25 protein-coding genes and 1 other annotated feature are annotated in these 24,060 nt (G+C 47.8%); of the genes, 2 read left to right on the forward strand and 23 right to left on the reverse strand.

The genetic code is table 11. From position 1 onward, the window contains the following. Positions 1-74 precede the first annotated feature (74 nt). The 21 genes from EKM89_RS10785 to EKM89_RS10885 all read right to left on the reverse strand — a co-directional run bounded on the left by EKM89_RS10785 (position 75) and on the right by EKM89_RS10885 (position 19,238). Complete coding sequence (locus tag EKM89_RS10785; protein ID WP_125688428.1) at positions 75-2,123, reverse strand: YfhO family protein; 2,049 nt, start codon at positions 2,121-2,123, stop codon at positions 75-77. 19 nt (positions 2,124-2,142) lie between these two features. Then, positions 2,143-2,790: a phosphatase PAP2 family protein gene (locus tag EKM89_RS10790; protein ID WP_125688430.1), complete on the reverse strand. Its 648-nt coding sequence runs from the start codon at positions 2,788-2,790 to the stop codon at positions 2,143-2,145. A gap of 10 nt (positions 2,791-2,800) precedes the next feature. Next, positions 2,801-3,742, reverse strand: a complete 942-nt coding sequence (locus EKM89_RS10795; RefSeq protein WP_125688432.1) for a glycosyltransferase family 2 protein — start codon at positions 3,740-3,742, stop codon at positions 2,801-2,803. 204 nt (positions 3,743-3,946) lie between these two features. Next, positions 3,947-5,329 carry a sensor histidine kinase gene (locus EKM89_RS10800; protein WP_225421868.1) on the reverse strand — a complete coding sequence of 461 codons (1,383 nt, stop codon included), beginning with the start codon at positions 5,327-5,329 and terminating at the stop codon, positions 3,947-3,949. 5 nt (positions 5,330-5,334) lie between these two features. Beyond that, complete coding sequence (locus tag EKM89_RS10805) at positions 5,335-6,030, reverse strand: response regulator transcription factor (protein WP_125688434.1); 696 nt, start codon at positions 6,028-6,030, stop codon at positions 5,335-5,337. Between the two features lie 256 nt (positions 6,031-6,286). After that, a complete protein-coding gene (gene rplL / locus EKM89_RS10810) occupies positions 6,287-6,652 on the reverse strand; it encodes a 50S ribosomal protein L7/L12 (RefSeq protein WP_125688436.1) in 366 nt (121 codons plus the stop codon). A 58-nt stretch (positions 6,653-6,710) separates the two neighbouring features. Further along, entirely contained in the window at positions 6,711-7,217 is a 507-nt protein-coding gene (gene rplJ, locus EKM89_RS10815; protein WP_125688438.1) for a 50S ribosomal protein L10, read from the reverse strand. A 25-nt stretch (positions 7,218-7,242) separates the two neighbouring features. Then, positions 7,243-7,367: a sequence feature (ribosomal protein L10 leader region), on the reverse strand. Positions 7,368-7,437: 70 nt separating this feature from the next. After that, a complete protein-coding gene (rplA, locus tag EKM89_RS10820) occupies positions 7,438-8,136 on the reverse strand; it encodes a 50S ribosomal protein L1 (RefSeq protein ID WP_125688440.1) in 699 nt (232 codons plus the stop codon). A 98-nt stretch (positions 8,137-8,234) separates the two neighbouring features. After that, complete coding sequence (gene rplK / locus EKM89_RS10825; protein WP_020088139.1) at positions 8,235-8,660, reverse strand: 50S ribosomal protein L11; 426 nt, start codon at positions 8,658-8,660, stop codon at positions 8,235-8,237. Between the two features lie 131 nt (positions 8,661-8,791). Next, positions 8,792-9,343, reverse strand: coding sequence for a transcription termination/antitermination protein NusG (nusG, locus tag EKM89_RS10830; protein ID WP_048732452.1), 552 nt, complete (start codon positions 9,341-9,343; stop codon positions 8,792-8,794). 123 nt (positions 9,344-9,466) lie between these two features. Further along, the gene (gene secE / locus EKM89_RS10835; RefSeq protein WP_125688442.1) at positions 9,467-9,643 is read right to left on the reverse strand and encodes a preprotein translocase subunit SecE; all 177 of its coding nucleotides are present in this window, start codon (positions 9,641-9,643) and stop codon (positions 9,467-9,469) included. Between the two features lie 46 nt (positions 9,644-9,689). After that, positions 9,690-9,839 (reverse strand): 50S ribosomal protein L33, encoded by a 150-nt coding sequence (gene rpmG / locus EKM89_RS10840; protein ID WP_082153174.1) that lies wholly within the window; start codon positions 9,837-9,839, stop codon positions 9,690-9,692. Positions 9,840-9,913: 74 nt separating this feature from the next. Continuing rightward, on the reverse strand, positions 9,914-10,378 hold the full coding sequence (locus EKM89_RS10845) for a sigma-70 RNA polymerase sigma factor region 4 domain-containing protein (protein ID WP_263853927.1): 465 nt from the start codon (positions 10,376-10,378) through the stop codon (positions 9,914-9,916). Between the two features lie 327 nt (positions 10,379-10,705). Beyond that, positions 10,706-11,251, reverse strand: coding sequence for an NYN domain-containing protein (locus EKM89_RS10850; protein WP_125688444.1), 546 nt, complete (start codon positions 11,249-11,251; stop codon positions 10,706-10,708). A 25-nt stretch (positions 11,252-11,276) separates the two neighbouring features. Continuing rightward, the gene (rlmB, locus tag EKM89_RS10855) at positions 11,277-12,047 is read right to left on the reverse strand and encodes a 23S rRNA (guanosine(2251)-2'-O)-methyltransferase RlmB (protein WP_125688446.1); all 771 of its coding nucleotides are present in this window, start codon (positions 12,045-12,047) and stop codon (positions 11,277-11,279) included. Continuing rightward, positions 12,047-12,457, reverse strand: coding sequence for a Mini-ribonuclease 3 (locus tag EKM89_RS10860; RefSeq protein WP_125688448.1), 411 nt, complete (start codon positions 12,455-12,457; stop codon positions 12,047-12,049). Before EKM89_RS10860 ends, rlmB begins: the two co-directional genes overlap by 1 nt. Next, the gene (gene cysS, locus EKM89_RS10865; protein WP_125688450.1) at positions 12,457-13,869 is read right to left on the reverse strand and encodes a cysteine--tRNA ligase; all 1,413 of its coding nucleotides are present in this window, start codon (positions 13,867-13,869) and stop codon (positions 12,457-12,459) included. The genes EKM89_RS10860 and cysS overlap by 1 nt, the downstream gene beginning before the upstream one ends. A gap of 472 nt (positions 13,870-14,341) precedes the next feature. Continuing rightward, entirely contained in the window at positions 14,342-15,832 is a 1,491-nt protein-coding gene (gene gltX, locus EKM89_RS10870; RefSeq protein ID WP_125688452.1) for a glutamate--tRNA ligase, read from the reverse strand. 178 nt (positions 15,833-16,010) lie between these two features. Beyond that, positions 16,011-17,201, reverse strand: a complete 1,191-nt coding sequence (locus tag EKM89_RS10875) for a PIN/TRAM domain-containing protein (RefSeq protein WP_125688464.1) — start codon at positions 17,199-17,201, stop codon at positions 16,011-16,013. A 28-nt stretch (positions 17,202-17,229) separates the two neighbouring features. Continuing rightward, complete coding sequence (radA, locus tag EKM89_RS10880) at positions 17,230-18,606, reverse strand: DNA repair protein RadA (protein ID WP_125688465.1); 1,377 nt, start codon at positions 18,604-18,606, stop codon at positions 17,230-17,232. A gap of 92 nt (positions 18,607-18,698) precedes the next feature. Beyond that, positions 18,699-19,238, reverse strand: coding sequence for a dCTP deaminase/dUTPase family protein (locus tag EKM89_RS10885; RefSeq protein WP_125688467.1), 540 nt, complete (start codon positions 19,236-19,238; stop codon positions 18,699-18,701). A 355-nt stretch (positions 19,239-19,593) separates the two neighbouring features. Between EKM89_RS10885 and EKM89_RS10890 the strand changes: the two genes are divergently transcribed. Further along, positions 19,594-19,935, forward strand: a complete 342-nt coding sequence (locus tag EKM89_RS10890) for an acetyltransferase (protein WP_125688470.1) — start codon at positions 19,594-19,596, stop codon at positions 19,933-19,935. Positions 19,936-19,940: 5 nt separating this feature from the next. Then, a complete protein-coding gene (gene rpiA / locus EKM89_RS10895; protein ID WP_125688472.1) occupies positions 19,941-20,627 on the forward strand; it encodes a ribose-5-phosphate isomerase RpiA in 687 nt (228 codons plus the stop codon). A 671-nt stretch (positions 20,628-21,298) separates the two neighbouring features. Here rpiA and EKM89_RS10900 read toward each other — a convergent pair. Together EKM89_RS10900 and EKM89_RS10905 are read right to left on the reverse strand one after the other, a co-directional pair. Further along, positions 21,299-22,633 carry a C1 family peptidase gene (locus EKM89_RS10900; protein ID WP_125688474.1) on the reverse strand — a complete coding sequence of 445 codons (1,335 nt, stop codon included), beginning with the start codon at positions 22,631-22,633 and terminating at the stop codon, positions 21,299-21,301. Between the two features lie 169 nt (positions 22,634-22,802). Beyond that, positions 22,803-24,032: a serine hydrolase domain-containing protein gene (locus EKM89_RS10905; RefSeq protein ID WP_125688476.1), complete on the reverse strand. Its 1,230-nt coding sequence runs from the start codon at positions 24,030-24,032 to the stop codon at positions 22,803-22,805. Positions 24,033-24,060 lie beyond the last annotated feature (28 nt).

Raw genomic sequence — 24,060 nt, forward strand, 5'->3', positions numbered from 1 at the left:
GAACTCAAACGTATATTTCTTCATAAAACCACCTCAAAATTATTAGTCTTTCTGTCTAATAATTTTACGGCACTTCAATTCGCTGTGGCTTTTAATTTTAAAACGTGATGGTAACTGTAAGTCGTCTTCACGCCCTGCACCTCAGTGACGTGCTTGACCTGGTCGGTTCCCAGCTTAGCTTGTGTGAAATAAGCCTGCTTGCTTGGCTGTAATGCCTGCATTACTGTCTCTTGATTACGCAGTGCATTCGCCCCCAACTTGACGTTCCCCAGTGCAGGGGATACGGCAAAACCCATTCCGCTATAGCTGGTCGTTGGTATCGTTTTCGCACTGTTTGTCGTTAAATGGACCGTATCCTTCACTCCCAGCAATAGTTCTGTTAAGGGCGTCAATCCGGCAGACCCAATGCGACGGACATTATCGCTGACCAATCCCAACTGTTTCAGCATTTGTCGCGTCTGCTCAGTTAACGTCGAACTATACGACGCCACCCCATGAAAGTTAAAGAGCAGACTGTCATTGTAATTATTGTAAGTTCCCTGGTAAGCCCGGTTAATGAGTGTATTATCGTTTTGAACCCGGTAAAGTTGGCCATCCGGATCATTCACCCGCCCCATCTGCCGATTTTCATTTTGATAAGCTTTGGTGTAGGCCGTTTGGTTCCCAAAATTAGTGGTGCCAATGGCCAGGATAAAGTTGCCGCCAACCTCCGTTAAAATCAGCCCACTGATCAGCCATTTGCGCCATAGTCCCTGCGTTGCAAAGATCACGAGTGCTGTAACGACCACGTAGACCGCGGCGATAGCTAAACTTTGCCAGTGGATCTGTTGGATGTTGCCGTAGTATTTTTCCAATTTTGCTGAATGTCCCCGTACCAGATTGGCCATAAACACGACGAATCTTGCACCGAGAACCATACTCAACACCTGTAATCCTGGTAATCCCCACTGCCAACCGCGACGAATCGCCCGTGGATTTTTCTGCCAAGCCGCAAAGGCCAGCATGACCATGACAAAACTAAAGAAGAAAACGTTACGAAATGGAAATCCTGCCGGTGCCTGCATCAGGTGCCAGACCGTATTGAACGCCCGCACCCACATCGCCAAAAATAACGCGAGTAGGAGTCCTCCCGCCGACCACTTTTGGCGTCGAGAAATCTGTGGATGGACGAAGTAAACCAAGACCAGTAGAACGACCGCACTAGACACAAAGACGGTCGGTGCGTGCCATAGTCGCTGGGTATAGTTAGTCGCCCCCACCCCAAACTGTGTAAAGAATTCTAATCCGAATTCCGGAACGACCCGGAAGTTTAACGGATTGGGCGTCTGTTTTGCCGTTAACAACATCCCTAACCCAGTTGGAATCAACACGATTGCCGCACTCAAACCACTCAGCAAAGCGGTCAATGTAAACTGTGTTAGGCGTCCCCACCACTCTTTGGCCTGACCTGACCGGTTGTTATCCGTCAACCAGCCGTAAAAAACGTAGCCGAAATAGAATACCGTAAATAGACAAGTCATGTACCCCAAGTAATAATTTGTCAAAATACTAACGAGTAACCAGCTGAAGAAGAAACGTGGCTTTCCCTGCCAAACCAGCCGGTCAACACCCGCCGCAACCAAGGGGAGGACAATCAAGGCATCCAGCCACATATAATCAAAATAGTTCATCGCGACAAAGCCACAAAAACTAAACGCAAGGGCAAAAATCACCGTTAGCCGTTGGGTCGTACGAAAGTGTTGTTGTAAGTACCACGTCATCGTCGCGGCAATCGTCGCAATTTTTAACATGATAATCAGACTGGCCGCAATCGGTACCTGCGCCGCACTAAAGAAGACGACTAGTAAGTTGAACGGGCTCAACAGGTAATAAGCTATAGTCGGAACCACTGAACCTCCCAAAGACTGCGAGAAAGAATACAGGTGAAAGACCTGATACTTGAACGCATGTTGCATGGCCGTTAAAAACGGGATGTACTGTGTCCCCATGTCGCTCATTAATAAACTATGATTGCCAAAGGGGGTGATTCCCCAATAACTAAAGACGCCCATGACAACTAGCAAGGCCAACCCCCAAGCTAACCCCACATTTTGCCATAATCGTTTTCGTTCCAACTGCTGCATTTCTTCTCCACCCCACAATTCATTCTTGTGTCTGCTGTTGCCGCCGCTTCTTGGTGACACGTTCGAGCACACTGACAATCTGTAACCACCAGCCACTCGCCAACAACAGACTCCCTAGCACGTCGCTAGGATAATGATCACGCAACCCCAAGCGGGCAAATAGGACGCCGATAAGGACCATCGCCATAAGCGTTATCACACTCCAACTCACCCAGCTCCGGCCCAGCCATTGCATGAGTAGCGTCCAGACAATAAATGCTAATAAAGCCGTACTAAAGACGTGGCCACTGGGAAAACTGAACCCCGTATCGGGCACCACCTGTTGGAATGGTCGAATCCGACCGACTAAAGCTTTAATCACCAGGAGTAGGCCATCCCCTGTCACGATTGCCGTGAGGGTTGCTAACGACCAACCATACTGGCGAATCCGCCAGAGAAATAATGCCAAGATGACCGCTAAGCCACTGGTAACCAGCGGGCTGCCTAGCAGGGTCAGCCACTCCCACACGCGCACGTGCTGCCCCAGGGGACTCGTGCTGAATGCCGTTAGCCATTGGTGATCCACCTGCATGAGTGGTTCAAAGCGAACTTTAATTAAAATTGCCAGAATCCCGAATAGGCCAAAACAGCCCAAGGCTAATTGCTGATTCCGTTCTGTCAGTGTCATTGTGCTCCTCCTAACGTTGTTCCTTGATCAAATATTGTGGCCGGTGCTTCGTCTCCAAATAGATTCGCCCCACGTATTTACCGAGAATTCCCAGGCATAAAAGCTGCAGGCCCCCGAGCATTAAAATAATGGCGACCAATGATGGCCAGCCGGCCGTTGGATTGCCAAACAGAAGCGCCCGAAAGACGATCCATAGCATCCCTAGAATGGCGCCCACAAACGACAGACCACCTAACCAAGACGCAATGGCTAAGGGAACTTCGGAATAATCCATGATGCCTTCGAGCGAATAATCCAGCAATTGCCGCATGGACCAGTGAGTCTTGCCAGCAACTCGATCTTGATGATGAAAGCTCAGGTACTTGGTCTTAAAACCGACCCAACTGAAAATCCCCTTGGAAAATCGGTTATATTCGGGCATGTCGATAATTGCCTGAACGACCTGTCGCCGCATAAGGCGGTAATCACGCGCACCTGGGACGATTTGAACCTGTGAGATATGATTGATCACGTGGTAAAAAGCCTGCGACAACTTTGACCGCAACCATGGTTCACCGGTTCGATCAGACCGCTTCGTGGCAACCACGTCGTAATCCGTCTCGATCAACGTCTCAATCATTGTTGGGAGGAGTTCTGGTGGATCTTGCAAATCAACATCCATGACTGCTACCAGGTCTCCCTGAGCCGCCTTTAAGCCGGCCAACAAGGCGGCCTCCTTCCCAAAATTACGCGAAAAATTAACGTAATGGACGCCCTCTGGATTGGCGGCGTGTAGGTATTGCATTTGTTTTAAAGACTCATCACTGGATCCATCATTAACGAACCAGTATTCCCATTGAAATTGATCTCGATGACGATTGAATTCCGTCATAATTTGTTCAACCCGTTTATAAAATAGTGGTAGGCTCTCCTGCTCGTTATAGCAAGGCACCACGATTGAAATTAATTGCATACGATCCACTCCTTAAACCACAAAAAAGCACTTAGCTCTTATGGAAATTAACTGTCTCCATAATAACTAAGTGCTTAATAATCAAATACTGTGACCAAAAGAGATTAATCTGAGAATTTATCAGAATATTGGTTTGAAGCTTATTGGGCGTTGGATTTGCTAAGTTTTTAAGGATGAAAGTTTCAAAATCCTCATTATGACCGGTTAGCTGCTTTTTCCATTTGCCGTCTTATCCCGGAATGTCAATACGAACTGACTCCCCTGTGGCTGGTTGTCAACCACTTTAATTGTGGCATGATTGAGCTTGACCAGCTGGGCGACAATGGCTAGACCCAATCCTGTACCGCCAATTTGACGGGTACGAGCGGAGTCTACGCGGTAGAATCGTTCGAAGATATGTGTCTTATCCGCGTCAGCCACGCCTAATCCCAGGTCCTGAACGCGAATCTCGGCAGTTCTATCCGTTGTCCCCAAAGCGACTGTAATGGGGTGATCTTCTGGCGAGTATTTCCCCGCGTTATCAATCAAGGCCGTGAGTATCTGCTGAACGCTTTCGGCATTGCCAAAAACAATAGCCGCATCCTCACCAACTACCTGAATGGGCTGCTGTAAAACAGCACGCTCTTCTTCAACCGTTTCATTAATGGCTTCTGCCAAGTCAAAATAAGCAAGTGTTAGTGTTCCCCGATCAGCTCGTGACAACGTCAATAGACTGTTGACCAACTTTTGCATCCGCGTCGATTCCTCATCAATGAATTGAACGGACTTGGGGATAATTTCGGGATGCTCGGTCCCCCGCCGTTCAATCAACCGGACGTGACCCCGAATAGCGGCAATCGGTGTCCGTAACTCATGCGCCGCATTTGAAATGAACTCGCGCTCCTGCACGGCGTGTTCATTAATGGCCGCCAGCAGGTCGTTAAAACTATTAGCCAACTCTGTAACTTCACTCGGCTGATTGGGTACAGGCAACGCCGCCTTAATCGTTTGCGTCTGTGATTGCTCACGCGCCGCCACATTTAGGCTGGCCAGTGGTTCCGTAATATGTTTGGCGGCTAATCGAACATATGCCCAGCCCAAGATTATTGTCAGGAACATAATCACCAAGACCACGCCAATCACTGACAGCAAGACCGTCGTAATCGGCGACAGGCTTAACCAAATTTCCGATTGGATACCTAGTCGCGACCCTGACCGGTAATAGGTAAATCCATATCTAGGGGTATACGCAACCGCCGAAAAGATTGGCATTTGATAATGTTTCGCCTTGATAAACTTCTTTGTGTTTGGCGAGTAAAAGGTTGCCGGCGCCTCGCCAATCTTACTATTATAGACGCGGACAAAAGTGTTCTTCGTATTGATTGAACTGTTCTTCCGCCACCGTTGCCAGTCCGGTTTGTCGTCAATAATCGATCGTTTCAGACTCGCCATTAGCTCAACCGAAGATTGTTCGCTCTGTTTCACTAGCTGATAACCGACCGTACCGACGATGGCCATGCCCATCGTCAAAGTCACAATGACCAGCATCCAAACAAAGCGGTGCTGAATCTCTTGGGCGGTCGTGACCCGGCGTTTACTTTTCATCATGCACATCACCCACTATATTCGGCGGAGAGAACGTAACCGACACCGCGAACAGTATGAATCAAGCGCGGGGCCTGTTCCTCGTTTAACTTATGCCGCAAATAACGAATATAGACATCCACCACGTTCGGTTGTCCTTCAAAATCAACACCCCAGACCGCATCTAATAGTTCATCGCGCGTCAGCGTCTGCCCAGCATTCTTCATTAAGCAAAGTAAAAGTTCGTATTCTCGTTGCGTGAGTTGGACCAGCTTGCCGTTACGCAGGACCTGCCGTGACCGGGTATCCAACGTCACATCCGCCACATGCAGTTGACTGTCAACGATGGCCTGCCGATTTTGATGCCGTAAAATAACGCGAATCCGCGCTAACAACTCCTCAATTTCAAATGGTTTCGTAATGTAATCATCCGCGCCGGTGTCGAGACCAGCCACCTTATCCCCGATATAATCGCGGGCGGTCATCATAATGACGGGGAGATCATCGTGCTTGCGGATTCGGCGCAGAACGCCCAACCCATCTAGTTCGGGCAGCATCCAATCTAACAATACTAAGTCGAGTTGCCCCCGGTTCGATTCATAAATTTCCAGCGCCGTTTTGCCATCCATAGCGTTTAACACCGTGTAGTCCTCAAATTGTAATTCAGTCGTCAGCGACGCCAACAGTGCTTCGTCATCTTCAACAATTAAAATTGTTCCGGCCATTTTTTCACTCCGTTCGTGCTTAACTTCTCACCTAGCTTAATCATTTTTCAGTTAAATTACTATCCCTAACACTTAGATTAAGCCAAAAATTAAAAAAATCATACCTAACATTCCGTGTGCTTGACGAATACTTGGTTTAGACTTCATCATTTTTCATAGCTAAACCGGATGATCACTGGATGACTATGCCGAATCTGAGAATACAAAAAAACCGTCACCCGAAGGCAACGGTTTTTCATTTCGTAAGTGAAGGTGACTACTTAAGCGTAACCACACCACCAACGGCTTCAAGCTTTTCCTTGATGTCGTTAGCTTCGTCTTCAGAAACGCCTTCCTTGATGACAGATGGTACGTTGTCAACGAGGCCCTTAGCGTCCTTCAAGCCTAAACCAGTGATTTCACGGACAGCCTTGATGGCCTTAACCTTGGCGTCACCAGATTCAGTTAATTCAACGTCGAATGAATCCTTGGCAGCAGCGTCGCCACCAGCAGCACCGGCTGCAGCAACTGGGGCAGCAGCGGATACGCCGAATTCGTCTTCGATACCCTTAACTAAGTCGTTAAGGTCAGTAATGGATGCTTCTTTAAGAGAAGCGATGATAGCATCTTTATCAAAAGCCATGTTATTTTCCTCCAATAATTGGGTTTTATATTTTATGTTTCAAATTTGAATCAGGAACTTAGGCTGCGTCGCCTTCGTCACCCTTTTCAGCAATAGCCTTAACCGCGTAAGCAACGTTCCGTACTGGTGCCTGTAAGACATTAGCCAGCATAGAAAGAAGATCTTCACGACTTGGCAAGCTTGCGTAAGTGTTGATTTCGTCAACGGAGACAATCTTGTCTTCGATGAAACCACCTTTGATTTCAAGGTCGTCAACACCATCAGCAAACTTCTTCAAAACCTTAGCTGGGGCAATTGCATCCTCGTCAGAGAAAGCAACAGCAGTAGGGCCTGCAAAGAGATCGTTAAGATCACTGTAACCAGCCTTTTCAGCAGCCCGAACCAAAATCTTGTTCTTGATAACGCTCATATGAACGCCGGCTTCACGTAATTGCTTCCGTAATTCAGTTGCTTCTTCAACAGTTAGACCACGGTAGTCAACGACGATAGCACTGGTGGCGTTGTTGAATTTTTCAACAACCTCATCAACCTTTTTTGACTTAATTGCGATAGCTTGTTCACTCAAATTAATTCACCTCCCGGAGTAGTTTGGTGGGATAAAAAAATCCCTATGCCACCAAGACATAAGGAGTCCAAAGTTTAAGTAAACTTCTTCCTCGGCAGGAAATTAAGACCATTAGGCCACCTGAGTCTTAGGTAGATCTATTAAATACAACTTCAATAGCATACAATACTTCGACATCACTGTCAACATACTGCTAGGGATTTTTTTAATCACATTTTACTTAGTCTAATAAAGAAGCCAAGTCAACGTCGACACTAGGGCCAAACGTTGATGCGATTGAAACGTGTTGCACGTAAGTCCCACGCACAGCGGCTGGGCGAATACGAACAATCGTTTCGGCAATAGTCTTCAAGTTGCCGGCAAGCTTGTCAGCATCAAAGGAAACCTTACCAAATGGAACAGCAACGTTACCGTCCCGGTCAGTCCGGTAAGTAACTTGCCCGTTCTTAGCATCGGAAACAGCCTTTTCGACGTTCATCGTAACGGTACCCGTCTTAGGGTTAGGCATTAAGCCCTTAGGTCCTAAGACACGACCTAAACGACCAACTTGGGCCATCATGTCTGGCGTTGCAATGGCAACGTCAAAGTCCAACCAACCGTCTTGGATACGTTCTACTAAGTCTTGTTCGCCAACAACGTCAGCACCAGCAGCTTGCGCAGCCTTAGCTTGGTCCCCCTTAGCGAATACGATTACCGTGGTTTCCTTACCGGTACCATTTGGTAATACTAATGCGCCACGGAGTTGTTGGTCCGCTTGCTTTGTATCAACGTTAAGCTTGAAAGCAACTTCAACAGTTGCATCGAACTTAGCGAAATCCATCTTCTTAACTAAATCAATCGCGTCGCCCATGCCGTAGACCTTGTCAGCCTCGACCATTTTGGCAGCGTCTTGATAATTCTTACCTCGTTTATGAGCCATTTTTGTGTATTCCTCCTTGCAAATGTGGTTGTAACGGATAAACCTCCCACTTGACACATTTCATTTTCGTGAAGTGTCCGACTATCCGAAAACTGAGCTTAACCTTCGACCGTGAAGCCCATGCTCCGGGCAGTACCTTCAATCATGCGCATAGCTGCTTCAACATCAGCTGCGTTTAGATCTTGCATTTTAGTTTCAGCGATTTGCTTAACTTGATCTTTGGTTACCGTAGCAACCTTCTTCGTGTTAGGTTCGCCGGAACCACTTTCAACACCAGCGGCCTTCTTCAACAGCGTTGCTGCTGGAGGGGTCTTAGTGATGAAATCAAAGGAACGATCTTCATAGACACTGATCACAACAGGAATGATCATACCAGCTTGGTCAGCGGTACGAGCGTTGAATTCCTTAGTGAAGCCCATGATGTTGATACCTGCTTGACCTAAAGCTGGTCCAACTGGGGGAGCTGGGGTTGCTTTACCCGCAGGAATCTGTAATTTAACGACATTAGCTACTTTTTTAGCCACGAGACAATACCTCCTTGAGTCCGTGTGTGGTAAGTGGGGCTGTTAGTTTGCCCCTCCCACTTTGTACATATGCATCACGCATACCTGAGAATCATACCACACTTTACTAACTGCAACAAGTTCTTTTCAAATTAACCTAAGATTGGATCAACTTGGTCAAAGTTCAGTTCAGTACTCGTTTCCCGACCGAACATGTCAATGTTGACCTTCAACTTCATCTTTTCGTTATCGACTTCAGTAATCTTACCGACTAAGCCACTGAAGGCACCATCGACGATTGTTACGGAGTCGCCAGGAGCAACGTCCAAATCGGCATGCCGCGCGGAAATCCCAACCCGACGTAAGATGCGTTCAACTTCATCAGGTAACAATGGTGTTGGCTTACTCCCTTGACCATGAGAACCCAAGAACCCAGTGACACCAGGTGTGTTCCGCACAATGTACCAAGCTTGGTCACTCATGACCATTTCAACTAAAACGTAGCCAGGGAAAGTCTTTTCCATTGTGACCTTGTCTTTACCGTTCTTAACTTCGTGTTCCTCTTCTTCGGGAACAACGACCCGGAAGATGTTATCTTGCATCCCCATTGATTCGGCCCGGGATTCCAAGTTTGCCATAACCTTGTTCTCGTAACCCGCGTAGGTGTGAAGAACGTACCATTGCTTTTCAGCTGACTCAACCATTTTGGTGCACTCCTTTAATTTCATTGACTTTTCGAGCAAAATAAAAAAAACTCCGCGTACACGAAGTTCCCTGTTACCTACTAATATAGCATATTTAGTCACATTTGACTACCGACAATTCCACTAAGCGAGGAACTTCAGGCCAAACTGAACCACCCAGTCAACAACCGCAAAGAAGATTGCGAACAGAACTGAGATACCGACGACAGTCCCAGTATCGTGCCGGGTCTGCTTAGGGCCTGGCCAAGAAACTTGTTTCATTTCCTGTCCGACTGACTTAAAAAAACGGAATAAACGCATGGTGTTGCCTCCCTAAAATTAGTGTTTGTCGTTGTGATTAGTCAAATTAACGGGTTTCGCGGTGTAACGTGTGCTTACCGCAATATTTACAAAACTTCATAACCTCTAGCCGTTTCGTGCGGGTTGCACTTGCTGTGATGGTGTAATTCCGTGACCCGCAAACCGAACAAGCCAGGGCAATTTTCCGTTGAGCCATTTTGCCACCACCTTTGATCAAATCGTCTTCAACTCATACTGCAATAGCTTACCATCGTTTGCCCTGCCCGTCAATCATTCGGCCAATAGTCGTCGCAGCTTGATCTGACTTCTGTGTGCTGCGGAAATCACCTGCTTTAACGGCAAAGCCTGCTGCTGACTAATGGCTCCCAGACTGCTGCCCTGGACCAGTCCCGTAAACACGACCCGCTCGATTGCCGACAGCTCGCCCTGCAATTGCACCAGCGTTTCCTTGACTTCCAGCTGTTCACGCACAACCCAATGTTCGTCAACCAAGGTATCTGCGAAGTAGGCCCCATGTTCTTCAATGGAAACTGGCAATTGCTCCGCCTGCCGCTTTAACGCGTGGCTTTTACGAATCAAATCGTACACGCGATGTGCTAGATTTAACCGATAAAAGGCCCCAAAGCTTAAGGAACGACTAAATTCGAAGTTTTCAATGACGGTACAAAAAACCAGCAATGCTTCTTGCTCCCAATCATCAGCGTCATGCCCGGGAATAAAATAACGGCGCTGCATCCGATACAGCACCGGTCGATAACGTTCAAATAGAACACCTAATGCCGGTGAATGTCTCCTGATGAATCAACTCTAATAGTGCGGTATCGCTTAACTCGGTCAATGAAAAAGCCTCCCCTTCGTCCGGTAATTCCAGTCTACGGGAAGGCCGTCCATTCACCGAGCGAACGAACGTTCATTTTAAAATTTATATTCTCTGCTAACGGTTGAACCCCAGCCTCTGTCATGACCGCAAAAAAGCAGCCGATCATCTCAGCCTTTCAGCATCGCGTGGCCGCCATCCTACTGCACCATTAATCTGACTGAGCCAGGCCATCCCCAACTTAATTACTTTTTCTTTTTCTTCGTCGGTTTCGCCATCATCTGGTCTCGCAGTTTTTCTAGCTTATAGAGCTGCTGGTCATTCCACGGCGATTTACGGACCATCCCCTTGTCCGCAAACTCGCGGGCCGTTTGCTTGACCTCATTTTGGGCCCGTTCAATGTCTCGAAGAAGTTCACCCGCTGGAATTCGGAGGGCCCCTTCAGAGAAGATGGTCCACTGTTCAGCCTGATCACTAGTGGCGACTGTAACTTGCGTGAAACGCGTTTGCCGTTCCTTAGCCAATTTTTCAATATAGCTATCCGCGGTCTCATCCCGATTCGTCCAAACCACTTCTAAGTCAAACTGCTTATAACTCTTAGAAATTCCAGGAACGTACATAGCATCAAACACCACGGTAATCGAGGCATCGCGGAGTTTGCGATAGTTGGCCAACATACTCAGCAGCTCATCCCGTGCTTCTGGTAACCGGTCTGCTAATTTCAACCGGTTGAGTTTGGGCCAGTTGCCGATCATGTTATAGGCATCGACAATTAAAATGTCTTCTTTCATTATCCCTCGCTCATTTCTTTTTGGCTTAGTGTTGCACGGGGTGACGAGAACTGAAACCCTGATACATCAGCAATCCAGCCGCAACACTGGCGTTTAAGCTCTGCACGTGACCGACCATTGGAATCGTCAACGTCACGTCAACCGTTTCCTTTAACAAGCGAGAGATCCCCTTGCCTTCGTTACCAATGATCAATGCGCTGGCTCCCTTAGCATCCCAGTCACGATAGTCGGTGCCATCCATGTCGGTACCAAAAATCCACAGGCCGCGGTCCTTCAATTCCTTGACCGTATTGACCATGTTGGTGACCCGCGCAACCGGTACCGTTTCAATGGCCCCGGTCGACGTCTTCGCCACCACGGAGGTCAAGCCCACTGCCCGACGTCTTGGAATAATGATCCCGTGAACACCACTGGCATCGGCCGTCCGCAAGATTGACCCCAAGTTATGGGGATCTTCAACGCCATCTAGAACCAAGAAGAATGGCGCTTCACCGGCAGCTTCGGCCTTAGCAAATAAATCATCAATGGTCGCATATTCAAAGGCCGCAACCCCTAAGGCGACCCCTTGGTGATTTTGGTGATCTGTCAATAGGTCTAGTTTTTGCTTAGGCACTTCGGAAATGACTAGGTGACGTTTCTTTGCCAACTGCCGAATCTCATCGAGTGCTTCAGCTTTTAACCCGCTCTGTAAGAAAACCTTGTTGATGGTCTGTTGGCTCCGCAAAGCCGCTACGGCTGGATGTCGACCGATAACAAAGTCACTACTGATATCTTTTTCTGATTGTTCTGGTTTCATTACTCCGTTCGCCCCGCTTCCACTTGTTGAATGCACCATTGTCCCAGTTCGTCCACCCGGTCTTGCTTACCACTCAGGGCCAGATAGCCCATGAGTGCTTCAAAACCGGTCGAGATTCGGTAAGTCACAACGTCCGTGTTCTTAGCGTGTGTGTAACTCTTGGCATTCCGCCCACGTTTGAACATCGTCCATTCGTCCTCACTCAGAAGCTTATCTTCTTCCATCAGGTTGATCAACGCCGCTTGGGCTTTGGCCGAAACGTAGTGCGTCGCCGTCTTTTGTAAATGGTTTGGTTTTGCTAGGCCTTCTGCGATTAAATGTCGGCGAATGATCACTTCATACGCCGCATCGCCCATATAGGCCAATGCTACCCCGTTCAATTGTCGATAATCTGCTACTTCAGTTGTCATTAATTTTCCTTTCTCCAACGCGTCCCTTGGGCCGTATCTTCCAAAATGATTCCTTGATTTTTAAGTTGTTCGCGAATTTCATCACTCCGTTCGAAGTTCCGGTTGTTGCGGGCTTCGATGCGTTCTTGAATCAATGCCTCGATACGTTCATCGTCTAATTTTGCGGCGGTAGTTAGCTTAACGCCAAAAACGCTCAGCAAGTCCGTCAACGTTTGCCGCATAAACTCTAGTGTGCCTTTAAAGACTACTGGCCGTTCCGCGTAAACGTTGCCCAATCGCGCCAGGTCGTATACTTCAGACACCCCGTTCTGAACATTAAAATCGTCATCCATGGCATCAATGTAATCCGCCACAATCTGCCGCGTTTCCTGTTCCGTCTTCGGATCATTACCAGCTTCCGCGTCCTTCAACCGGTACCCCATGTTGTCATAGGCTGTCTGTAGCCGTTGTAAATTCCGCGCAGCCGTATCCAAATTTCGTTGACTATACTGAATCGGCCGCCGATACTGGGTCGTTGCCATGAAGAAACGCAACGTTTGTGCATCCACGGTCTTTAACATGTCATGAACCGTCACAAAGTTGCCCAATGACTTGCTCATCTTCTCGTTGTCATCGCCAATGGTCACAAAACCATTGTGTAACCAGTAATGAACGAAGGTCTTACCGGTCTTGGCCTCACTCTGTGCAATTTCATTTTGATGGTGAGGGAAAATCAAGTCTTCGCCGCCACCGTGAATATCAAAGGTATCGCCAAGGTAGTGTGTGGACATCACGGAACACTCGATATGCCAACCCGGACGTCCAGCGCCCCAAGGAGATGGCCAGGAAATTTCACCAGGTTTAGCCCCCTTCCAGAGGGCAAAATCGACTGGATCTTCCTTCCGAGCGGTCTCTTCGTCATTGGTATGCTGAGAAGCGCCCTCTTCCAAATCGTCCAAATTCATGTGAGCCAATTCACCATAGTGGGCAAACTTATGGGTCCGATAATAGACATCCCCATCAACCGGATAAGCATATCCCTTATCAATTAGGTCTTGAACAAACGTCACGATTTCGGTGATGTGCTCGGTGGCTCGCGGATTGACCGTTGCTGGTTCAATATTCAGCGCAGCCGTATCTTCCTTAAAGGCCGCAATAAAACGGTCCCCCAGTTCAGGTACTGTAACCCCTAAGCGGTGGGCTTCATTGATCATTTTATCGTCGACATCAGTAAAATTAGAAACGTATTTGACTTGGTAACCGCGATATTCGAAATAACGACGAATCGTGTCAAACGCAATGGCACTCCGCGCGTTCCCAATATGAATGTAATTATAAACGGTTGGGCCACACACGTACATGTTGACCACACCGGGGGTAATTGGCTCGAAAGTCTCTTTTTGCCGAGTCAGTGTGTTAAATACTTTGAGCATCCCAAGGCTCCTTTCGCATCACTTTTTTATTTTGATTCTGTAGCGATTAACCTCGCCTTACCGGTCGGTTTACACTGTCGTTCAATAATGGCCGTATCGAAACCCCTGTAATGCCACAAGTTGATCACCTAATGTCTTTGAGCTTCTACCGTATTACTGAACAATCGTCGCTGAAGGCGGCCAGGGATAACGCCAACCGTGAAGGTGTCGTGTTCGTTGACATTTGGGGTCAGCTTACCGCACCGGACAACTTTGGCGCCGCGTGTTTTTCGCGGCTTCAAAGCGAGGTGGCAGACCCGCCCTTTGTCTGGAACAGGCAGCCTCCCTGGCAACCACAGTGGGGCCATTCCCCACAAACCGGGCCCTGAACCACAGAACCAAATGAGTTAGCTCCATTGTAGCATATCCCGGAGAAAACAAAGAAGCCGAATGAGCAGCTAATCCGCTCATATTCGGCTTCTTTACCAAATCACTAACCTTCGAGTTGTGCTAATGTCTGGTGAATGTGTTGTAAGGCCGTCTTGCGACCAACTAATTCAATCGATTCTGGTAATTCTGGCCCGTGCATTTCGTGGGTCACGGCAATTCGGATTGGCATCCAAAGTTGCCGACCTTTGATTCCAGTCTTAGCTTGAACCGCCTTGATAACGTGGAAAATCTCTACGGAATCAAAGAGGTCCAACTTTTCAATTCGTTCAGCAAATTCCTTCAATACGACTGGTGCCGTATCGTTGCTGATTTCAGCTAAGGCGTCACCCGAAACTTGTTCTGGTTCCTGGAAGAAGACGGAAGCCATATCGTTGATTTGCGCCATGTAACTCATCTGCCGCTTGTAGAGGTTGATGAGTTGACGTGACCATTCGATAGTCGCCGTATCTGGGTTAGCAGGAATGTTCCCCGCCTTGATCAACTGCTTCAAAGCCAAGTCCATGATGGTACTGTCATCGGCATCCTTGACGTAACGGTTGTTCAACCATTCCAACTTATCACTGTCGAACGTTGCCGGTGAAGAACTCAGGCGCGTTTCGTCGTACATCTTGATAAATTGCTTACGGTTGAAAATCTCGTCCTCGCCTACTGGTGACCAGCCCAACAACAGGATGAAGTTGAACATGGCTTCTGGCAGGTAACCCAAGTCCTGGTATTGTTCGATGAACTGCAGGACGGATTCGTCGCGCTTGGACAACTTTTTACCGGTGTCCTTGCTGATGATCAAGCTCATATGGCCGAACTTTGGTGCTTCCCAGCCGAATGCTTGGTAGATCATCAATTGCTTTGGCGTGTTAGCAACGTGGTCATCCCCACGAAAGACGTGACTGATAGCCATTTTATGGTCGTCAACAACAACGGCAAAGTTGTAGGTTGGCATGCCATCACGCTTGGCGATAACGAAGTCCCCCCCAATGGTATCGGAGTTAAAGGACACATGGCCTTTAACCATGTCGTCCCATTCGAAGATTTCGTCCTTGGGTACGCGGAAACGAATAACCGGTTTCAAGCCCTTAGCCTTAGCGGCGTCGATGGCAGCTTGCTTTTCTTCTTCGCTCATACCAGCGTATTCATATTCGTAGTGTGGCATTTCCTTACGCGCCTTTTGAGCTTCCCGGTCGGCAGTTAATTCGTCTTCCGTCCGGTATGATTCATAGGCTTTGCCTTCATCTAACAATTGTTGGATGAGTGGGGTATAAATGTCGCGCCGTTCCGACTGACGGTAAGGACCGTAATCTCCACCGACATCAGGGCCTTCATCCCAGTCCAAACCAAGCCACTTTAAGTTTTCTAATTGGCTCCGTTCACCGTCAGCGATGTTACGTTTCGTATCCGTATCCTCGATCCGAATGATGAACTTACCCTTGTTGTGACGGGCAAATAAATAGTTGAAAATGGCCGTCCGAGCATTACCAATGTGTAAATGACCGGTTGGGCTCGGTGCGTACCGAACCCGAATTGAATTTTTCGCCAAAACGTTTGCGCCTCTTTCTAATTTATTTCACGTTTTATTTAAATACTGCCATGTTTTCATGACACAGTGTCTTAAGTGTACAATGCCACCGCGGAAAAATAAAGGTGTGGGCCTCAATCCTTCTCAGAAAACGGAAATTGGCGCCGTAACTTACCGCTACGGTACCAATTTTAGGCTCTTAGCGAGAACGTTTCGTGTTCTTAGAGCCGCTACTTGTTTTACCTGTACCTGATTTACCGGCATCGGCCTTTTCTTCGATGTTCTTGCTAGAGTGCAACGGCTTAGCGAAAATCATTCGCCCAGCATCCGTTTGAATCGCACTAGTGACCACAACATCAAGCTGCTTGTTGATGAAGTAACGCCCATCCTCAACGACGACCATTGTGCCATCATCCAAGTAAGCCACCCCTTGCTGCCGTTCAGTCCCGTTCTTAACCACCATGACGTGGAGGTCCTCACCCGGAATGACCCGCGGCTTCAAGGCGTTGGCCAACGAATTAATGTTCAGTACTTGGACATTTTGGAATTGAATTACCTTATTCAGGTTATAGTCGTTGGTCACGATGACCCCGCCGTTTTGTTTGGCGAGCGCAATCAACTTGCTATCGACCTCGGGGATATCCTCGAAATCACCTTCGTACATTTCAATCGGCATGATGTGTTCGTTTTGGAGTTTGTTTAGAATGTCCAAGCCACGCCGGCCCCGCACCCGCTTGATAGAATCGCTGGAGTCTGCAATGTATTGCAGTTCGTAAAGTACAAAGTTAGGAACTAACAGTGTCCCTTCGAGAAAACCAGTCTTTGCCAAATCATAGATACGACCATCAATTAAAATGTTGGTATCTAAAATCTTATAGTGATGGAAATTCGGTTCCACTTGCTTATCTAGAACCTTCTTGTCAACCTCTTCCTCGGTCTTCTTAGCCCGCGGTTGGAAAAGCTTTCGCCACTCCTCAGCGCGAATCTTACTGAGTCGGGCCCCACTTCGAAACCCAAAGTAACCGAATAAGATCATCAGGATCAGTGGAATCACATTACTGATGAAGAACGATGGCACCCGGAAAAGAAATTGCGAAATCAAAAGAGCTAACGCCAAGCCGACAATCGTTAGTAAACTGCCAAAAATCAAAGTCATGGGGTTTTGCTTGTTCAGGTAAGCCTCGATTTGATTAATCAATCGAATCAAGACCCCCGCAAAGAGCATACCCAAAATAAGGAAAATAATAGCACCAAGCAAGACATTTACAATTAGGTTGTTGACGAGGTGATTGGAGATTCCCATCACGAGCCATAGTCGTGACAGATACACAGCACCCATGATCCCACCTAAAATGGCAAATATGACTAAAATAACTGTCCGTTTACGCATAAATTCACCTCCCTTCAAAGCGCTTGGATTAGACGTCCAACGCTAATTTTAACGTCTGCCGTAACGTGGAGACCCCGACGACGTCGATTCCTTTCGGCGGTGTCCACCCCTGCAGATTATTTTTCGGCACAAAGATTCGTTTAAATCCTAGCTTTTTGGCCTCACCGACTCGCTGTTCAATCCGACTGACCCGGCGAATTTCACCGGTCAAGCCGACCTCACCCACGAAACAATCCGTGGCGGCCGTCGCCGTGTCACGATAGCTAGAAGCAATGCTCACGGCGATGGCTAAATCAATCGCTGGCTCGTCAAGTTTGACCCCACCAGCCGCCTTCAAAAAGGCATCCTGATTCTGAAGCATCAAATTGGCCCGTTTCTCCAGCACAGCCATCAGCAGGGAGACCCGGTTACGGTCTAGCCCACTCGACGTTCGCTGTGCGTTACCAAAAACCGATGGCGTGATCAGCGCTTGGACTTCGACTAGAATCGGTCGTGTCCCCTCCATCGAGACCACAATTGATGACCCAGTCGCATCCTTGAGTCGCTCCTCAAGGAACATTTCGGACGGATTGGCCACCTCATAAAGGCCGCCATCCCGCATCTCAAAGATTCCCAGTTCGTTAGTTGAACCAAATCGGTTCTTCACTGCCCGTAAGATCCGATAACTGTAGTGGAGGTCCCCTTCAAAGTACAAGACCGTGTCCACCATGTGCTCTAAAATCTTAGGCCCAGCGATGGCGCCACCCTTGGTCACATGACCCACGACAAAAATCGTGATTCCGTTGGTCTTCGCAATCTGCATCAGTTCACCGGTAACCGCCCGAATCTGAGAAACCGACCCAATCGCGGATTCAATCCCCGGGGCCTGCATGGTTTGAACAGAGTCAATCACCACATAATCTGGCTGCATTTCTTCAATATTTTCCCGAATGCTGGCCATATCGGTCTCCGGATAGAGGTAAAGATTGTCGCTGTTAACTACTAATCGGTCCGCTCGCATCTTGATCTGTGAGGCACTTTCTTCACCAGAAACGTACAACACCTTGCCGCCGGTCTGACTGAGTTGCCCAGAAACCTGAAGTAACAGCGTGGATTTACCGATACCCGGATCTCCACCAATCAAAATCAGTGAGCCGGGAACAATTCCCCCGCCCAAGACCCGATTGAGCTCCTCCATTTGCGTTTTTACGCGTGATTCAGTGGAATGCTTGATTTCACTCATCAACTGGGGTTTAGAATGTTCACCAGAGGGCTTGATCCGTGTTGATTGTGGCTTAGCCGATTCCGGAACCACGACTTCTTCGACCATCGTATTCCATTCACCACAGTTCGGACAACGGCCCAGATAACGTGGCGAACTATACTCACAATTTTGACAAATAAAGTTCGTTTTCTGTTTAGCCACTTGCATTCCCCTTATCTCTTAATTTCAGTACCCTTATTCTAGCATACCACGGGTGGTTTCCCCCACTAGTCTGTTGGGATAACCCAAAAAATTTAGTTTCTATCAGATGAGCCAAATCCACCGGTCCGCCGCTGTTCTGGAATCTGTTCACCATCAGCTAACAGATAGGGCATGAACAGGCCTTGCGCAATCCGTTGTCCCTTTTTAATGACAACATCTTGAAGACCAACGTTAACGAGTTGAACGAAAATTTCACCTTCGTTTTTTTCATTGTTATAGTAGTCAGCGTCAATAATTCCGACGCCATTTGGTAAAATTAAATTATGTTTCAACGGATTGCTCGAACGATTGGCCAACATCAGGACCTCTCCCGGCTGCATGTAGGCTTTGATGCCAGTTGGAACCAGCCACGGTTTCAAATCGTGGTTGCCGGCAGTCAGTTCGGCCGTTGTCAATTGCTCTCTGTGCCGCAATGGCTTGAATGCGTGCAACAAATCATGCCGCCAAATAGAGGGTAACGTAAAATCCTCAGCACACTCGAAGTCATATCCTGCAGCCTGTTGGGTGGTCCGATAGGGCAGTTTGATTCCCTTATCCGCATATTTACTAACAATTTCAAATCCCCGTTGCATAATTAAACACTCCCTCATCGATTCTTACGTAACAACTTACTCTCTTACTAGAATAAGCAAGATACGCTCAGATTACCAGCAAAAGCATGTTCCCCTGACAAACTTTCTTCTACAAGTAAAGGCTTCACTAAAAATTACCGCTCGCCGACCACCAGGAATCCAGCCTGCTGTGATGGGTTCCAGTCTGAGAAGCGGACTGCTCTATGATTGCACCTTACTGGCCAGCAGATACGTGCCAATAGCCATAGCGACTACTTGTCATTTAAGAAACTCGGCTTTCGAGAAAAGGAGTTGACAAGCGTCGCATGATAGACCAGAATCTAAAGTGTAACCGGTCACGAAAGGAGTAACCGCCATGACGATTACGGAACAGCCGGGCCAACTGACCATTACTCAAGATGAGCAGTTACTGGCAAGTCTGCACTACCTACATTTGAGTACGACTAGTTGGGTTCTTGAACAGATTTTTGTGCGCCCATCTCAGCCCGCAGACGAACGTGCCGCAGACTTGATAAAACGTTTTACGAAATTGGCTACTGCCGCAAACGTTACCGTCAAAGTCCTTGATCCGTATGCCAAACGGTACTTCGCACAACATCCGGCCCCGAACCTCTTAGCTGCGCATCAACTGCCAGTTAGCGGTGCGGCCGCCGTGCAGCCAGTTGCCTTACACATCAGCCATTCAGAAAAGGAGTAGTGATAATGGATCAAAACGCATTAAAGGCCCTCGTTGGCCAAGAAGCCGTCAAGTACGTTGAAGACGGGATGATTTTAGGAATCGGTACCGGGTCGACCGTTCGTTACATGATCGATGCACTCGGGGAACGGGTCAAGAACGAAGGCCTCAGCATTGTGGGGGTTGCTACCTCTGACCGTTCTGCCAAACAAGCCCGTGACTTGGGCATTACCATTAAACAATTGGACGAAGTTGACCACCTCGACTTAACCATCGACGGTGCCGATGAAGTCGACGATAACTTTCAAGGCATCAAGGGTGGCGGTGGTGCTCACCTCTGGGAAAAGATCGTCGCTATCAACTCTGAAAAGAACCTCTGGATCGTTGATGAAAGCAAGCTGGTCCACCATTTGGGTAAGTTCCCCTTACCACTGGAAGTCATCCCCTTTGGTTCCTCACACGTCTTAGAAAAATTAGACAAGATGGGATTCAAGCCGGCCTTCCGCATGAAGGAAGACGGCACTCACGTCTTAACCGACTCTAAAAACTACATTATTGACCTACACTTGGGACGCATCGACCATCCCCACGAATTAGCCAACACGTTGAACGGCATCGTGGGTGTCGTGGAACATGGTCTGTTCTTGGACACCGTCAACACGGTCGTCGTTGGTCGGCAAAATGGTCCCGAAGTTTTAAACGCACGCGACTAATCTGCATTCACTAAAGTCTAGCCAATATAAAAGCATTATCTCGCCGATCCTGATTAGATCGTTGAGATAATGCTTTTTAGGTTTGCCGTCAAAATGTCATGCAGCTAACTACATATTCGTCATAAGAGCCCATTGTCCTGAAGAAATTTACTGAAGCTAAAGGTTGAAAACCAAAATGTTTGCGTTACGCTTGCGACAGTAGAAATTATCACGGCTAAATTAGTGAGAACAGCCGCACTCCGGCTCTGATTGTGCAGGTCAATTCCACTCACTGAATCCCAAGTGGTTGCTAAAGTTTAAGCATAATTCAACAGTGTTCCTAGCGGGCATGATCCATGTTGTCTAGACCAACTACGTCAGCCGAGAGGTCGGCAGATATGGGCTCAGGCGCGTCGTTCTACTTAGTCGGCAGGTGGATTCCCTGCTGGCTTAGTAGAAAACCCAGCTTGGAGACGCGGTCTTTTCGAGGCTTCAAGTTGGGTTCGCACCGATCCAGCCCATATCTGCCGGCCGGTAAGGCGATGACTGGCCTATGTTGCCTAATTTTAGTCCTCGTATCATTGTTACAACAGTCATAATGAGTGTTTGGGGACTTTCAACCTTCAGAAATTTAGATAGGTCCACAAAAAAACTTACTGGCCAATGTCACACGGCCAATAAGCTTTTAGACGTTATGCTAAGGCACCCATTGGATCCCAAGGGGCCAAAACTGTTGGTTTTTCGTTTTCTTGAATTTGCTTTAAGTCGTCAGGCAAAAATTGCTTGTTCACAACAACTTGGTAACAGTATTCGTCCATCCAAGCATCGCTCATCACGAAATACCCCTTCGTGCCGACTTTTTCACCCCAAGAGTTTTCAACTTTCCACTTGGTCGGTTGACCATCGACTAAATCGACACCGGTCAAGACCATGGCATGGGTCATCATGCTTTCCCCGTAATCCAAGCGTTCTGCCTTGGTCGTGGAGAAATCAATGTTAAAGAGGGCATCCTTGTCATAGAACTTGGTGTCCATAATTCCCTTTTGCCGTTCTGAAGATTGACCCACGTCACAACCAAACCAAACAGATTGGCCAGCTTGTAATTGCTTGATGGCTAACTGTTTAAAGTCCTTCATCGTCACGTTCAAATGCTTCACTTGACGACCGTTGACCACGTTACCCAGCATTTCAACCGTGTAGGTATGATTGTAAGGCTTGTCAGCAGTTGGCGCGTTGATGATGGAGACGTAGTCGGTCAAATCCCAGTCGACGTACTTGTCGAAGAATGACTTTGGCGTTAAGCCCTTGTCAATATGGTAATTCTTGTCATCGTCACGGTATTCAAAGTCAAATTCACTGACCGGTTGACCCAAAGAGAAACTCAGTAAGCGGTAAACTTCACCCAGCATCTTGTCTTTGGCAGCAGCAATGTCAGCGTCACTAGCCTTGTCCGCAACCAATTTCCGTAAAGTTACGGCATCCTTACGTAACTTCAAGTTCAACGTACTGTTTAGTTCGCTAGACTTTGAGCTGTTGTAAGTTTCAGGCATGACGGACTTAGGAACGATCCCATACTTCTGGATGATGGCGCACAACATGTCCCATTGACCACCATCTTGCTGTGGGGTTGCCATTAAGAAAGCAACCTTTCGACTAGACGTTGGTTGGTCGGCGGTGGCCAGCACATTTTCGTAGAAGTAGTTAGCCTTTTCAAATTTGTCCCAGAAGTTCGTATAGTTTTGCGACAATTCAAAGTCGCTCAAATTAAATAGATCTGCTAAATGATGCCGCATCGTGTTCAATGCGGCAAACATCCAGCAACGTCCACTTTGCTTCTGGTTCGCAACTTTCCCAGTGTCCAAATCGATGGAGAATACGGGAGTCATGTCGGTTTCAGAAGCATAATCGGCAGAGGTTGCTAAGATTCCTTGATGACTGACGGCGCGTTCTAAGACCTTCGCGGTGGGGTCAGTAGCTAATGCTTGTTGATAACGGGCGGTTTGATCCGCCGTGATTTCTTTACTCAATGACGTCACTCTCCTAACTATTCTCTCATTGTACCCCAATTTTCTCATTTTTTGTATAGGTTTCAGAAAACTGACGTCATTTTCGTGACGTTTCGCTACTTTTCTTAAGAACGAATCCATCCCATCAAAAAAAGCGGTCAGAGACATCGCATCCCAACCGCCACTTCATTTACTTTATTTTTGGTGCCGCTAAGACATTTCTAAACGTAGAAATAGCCAAATCCTCCGTCGACCAATCTGGCCACATGGTCTTCTTATAAAAGTTGTTCGACAGGAATACGACGCCAGTCTTACCGTCACGGCTCATCACAAAGGTCCCCTCATAGAAGTCACCAACGCCATGACCGTAGTAGCCAATTCGGTCAAGATGATACATCCCACCGGCATAGTGGATAGTCTTGTTGGTCGCCTCATGTAAGATGTTCGCACCAGCCTTAGATGTGAGTAGCTTTCCCTGAATGATTGCGCGCTCAGCCCGGAACATATCCCCGGTGCTCATCGTGACGTTACCCGTCGCAACCTGAGCTTCCATATCACGCATCGATGGCAACTTTGGTGTCGTAAAATCGCCCGGTGTTGTGCCGCTGTAACCGACCGTCATCCCCTTGGTCTGTGACCGCAGTTGGGCAAAGCTCGTGTGATTCAAGTTCAGTGGCGTTACCAATTGCTGATAGAACAACTTGTAATACGACTCATGCGTCACTTGCTGTAAGATACCTGCCAGTAGAACATAGCTAATCGGTTGATAATCAAATTTATTAATGCGTTTAGGACTAATCTTCGCCGTTTGCTCAGCATACTTATAAACCCCAGCTTCATTTAACGTGGACGTCGGTGCCATGTTACCCGTCAGGCCCGCTTCCATGTTCAGCATCTGTCGCAGGGTGACTCGCCCGCTGTGCTGAATACTAGGATAATATTGACTCAGTCGATCCGTCAATTGCAGTTTGCCCTCTTGAACGGCTTGCATGACCAACATCCCAGTCAATGACTTCTGTAGTGAATTGATCAAGAACTGTGACGTAACCTTATTGGCCCGTTTTTTCTTGGCATTGGCCTTACCAAACGAACGTTGATAGACCACGTGATCATTCTTGACGACCAGGGCCGATCCAGAAAACTTTTTTGCTTTTAACTCCCGGGTCAGCTTTGCCGTAAATTGTGGTGCTACCATCACTTGTTTCTTATCAAAACTTGTTTTTCGATGTGTCCGTTGTTGGCGACTCTTTAAGGCATCATCAGCAATTTCTTGTTTCGTTTGCTTGGCGTTGGCCTTGTTGACCTTGGTGACCTCTTGCTCATCCTTGGTATCAATTGAATGCATCCCATAGACCATGCCGCCAATCCCCAAGATGACGGCCAATAGCACAGCCCAATGCCCCAAATTTCTAGTATTCAATTTTCTCGCTCCCCCATATCAATTCCCA

Origin of the sequence: Levilactobacillus fujinensis (genome assembly GCF_003946335.1) — a bacterium.
GTDB classification, from domain to species: Bacteria; Bacillota; Bacilli; order Lactobacillales; family Lactobacillaceae; genus Levilactobacillus; species Levilactobacillus fujinensis.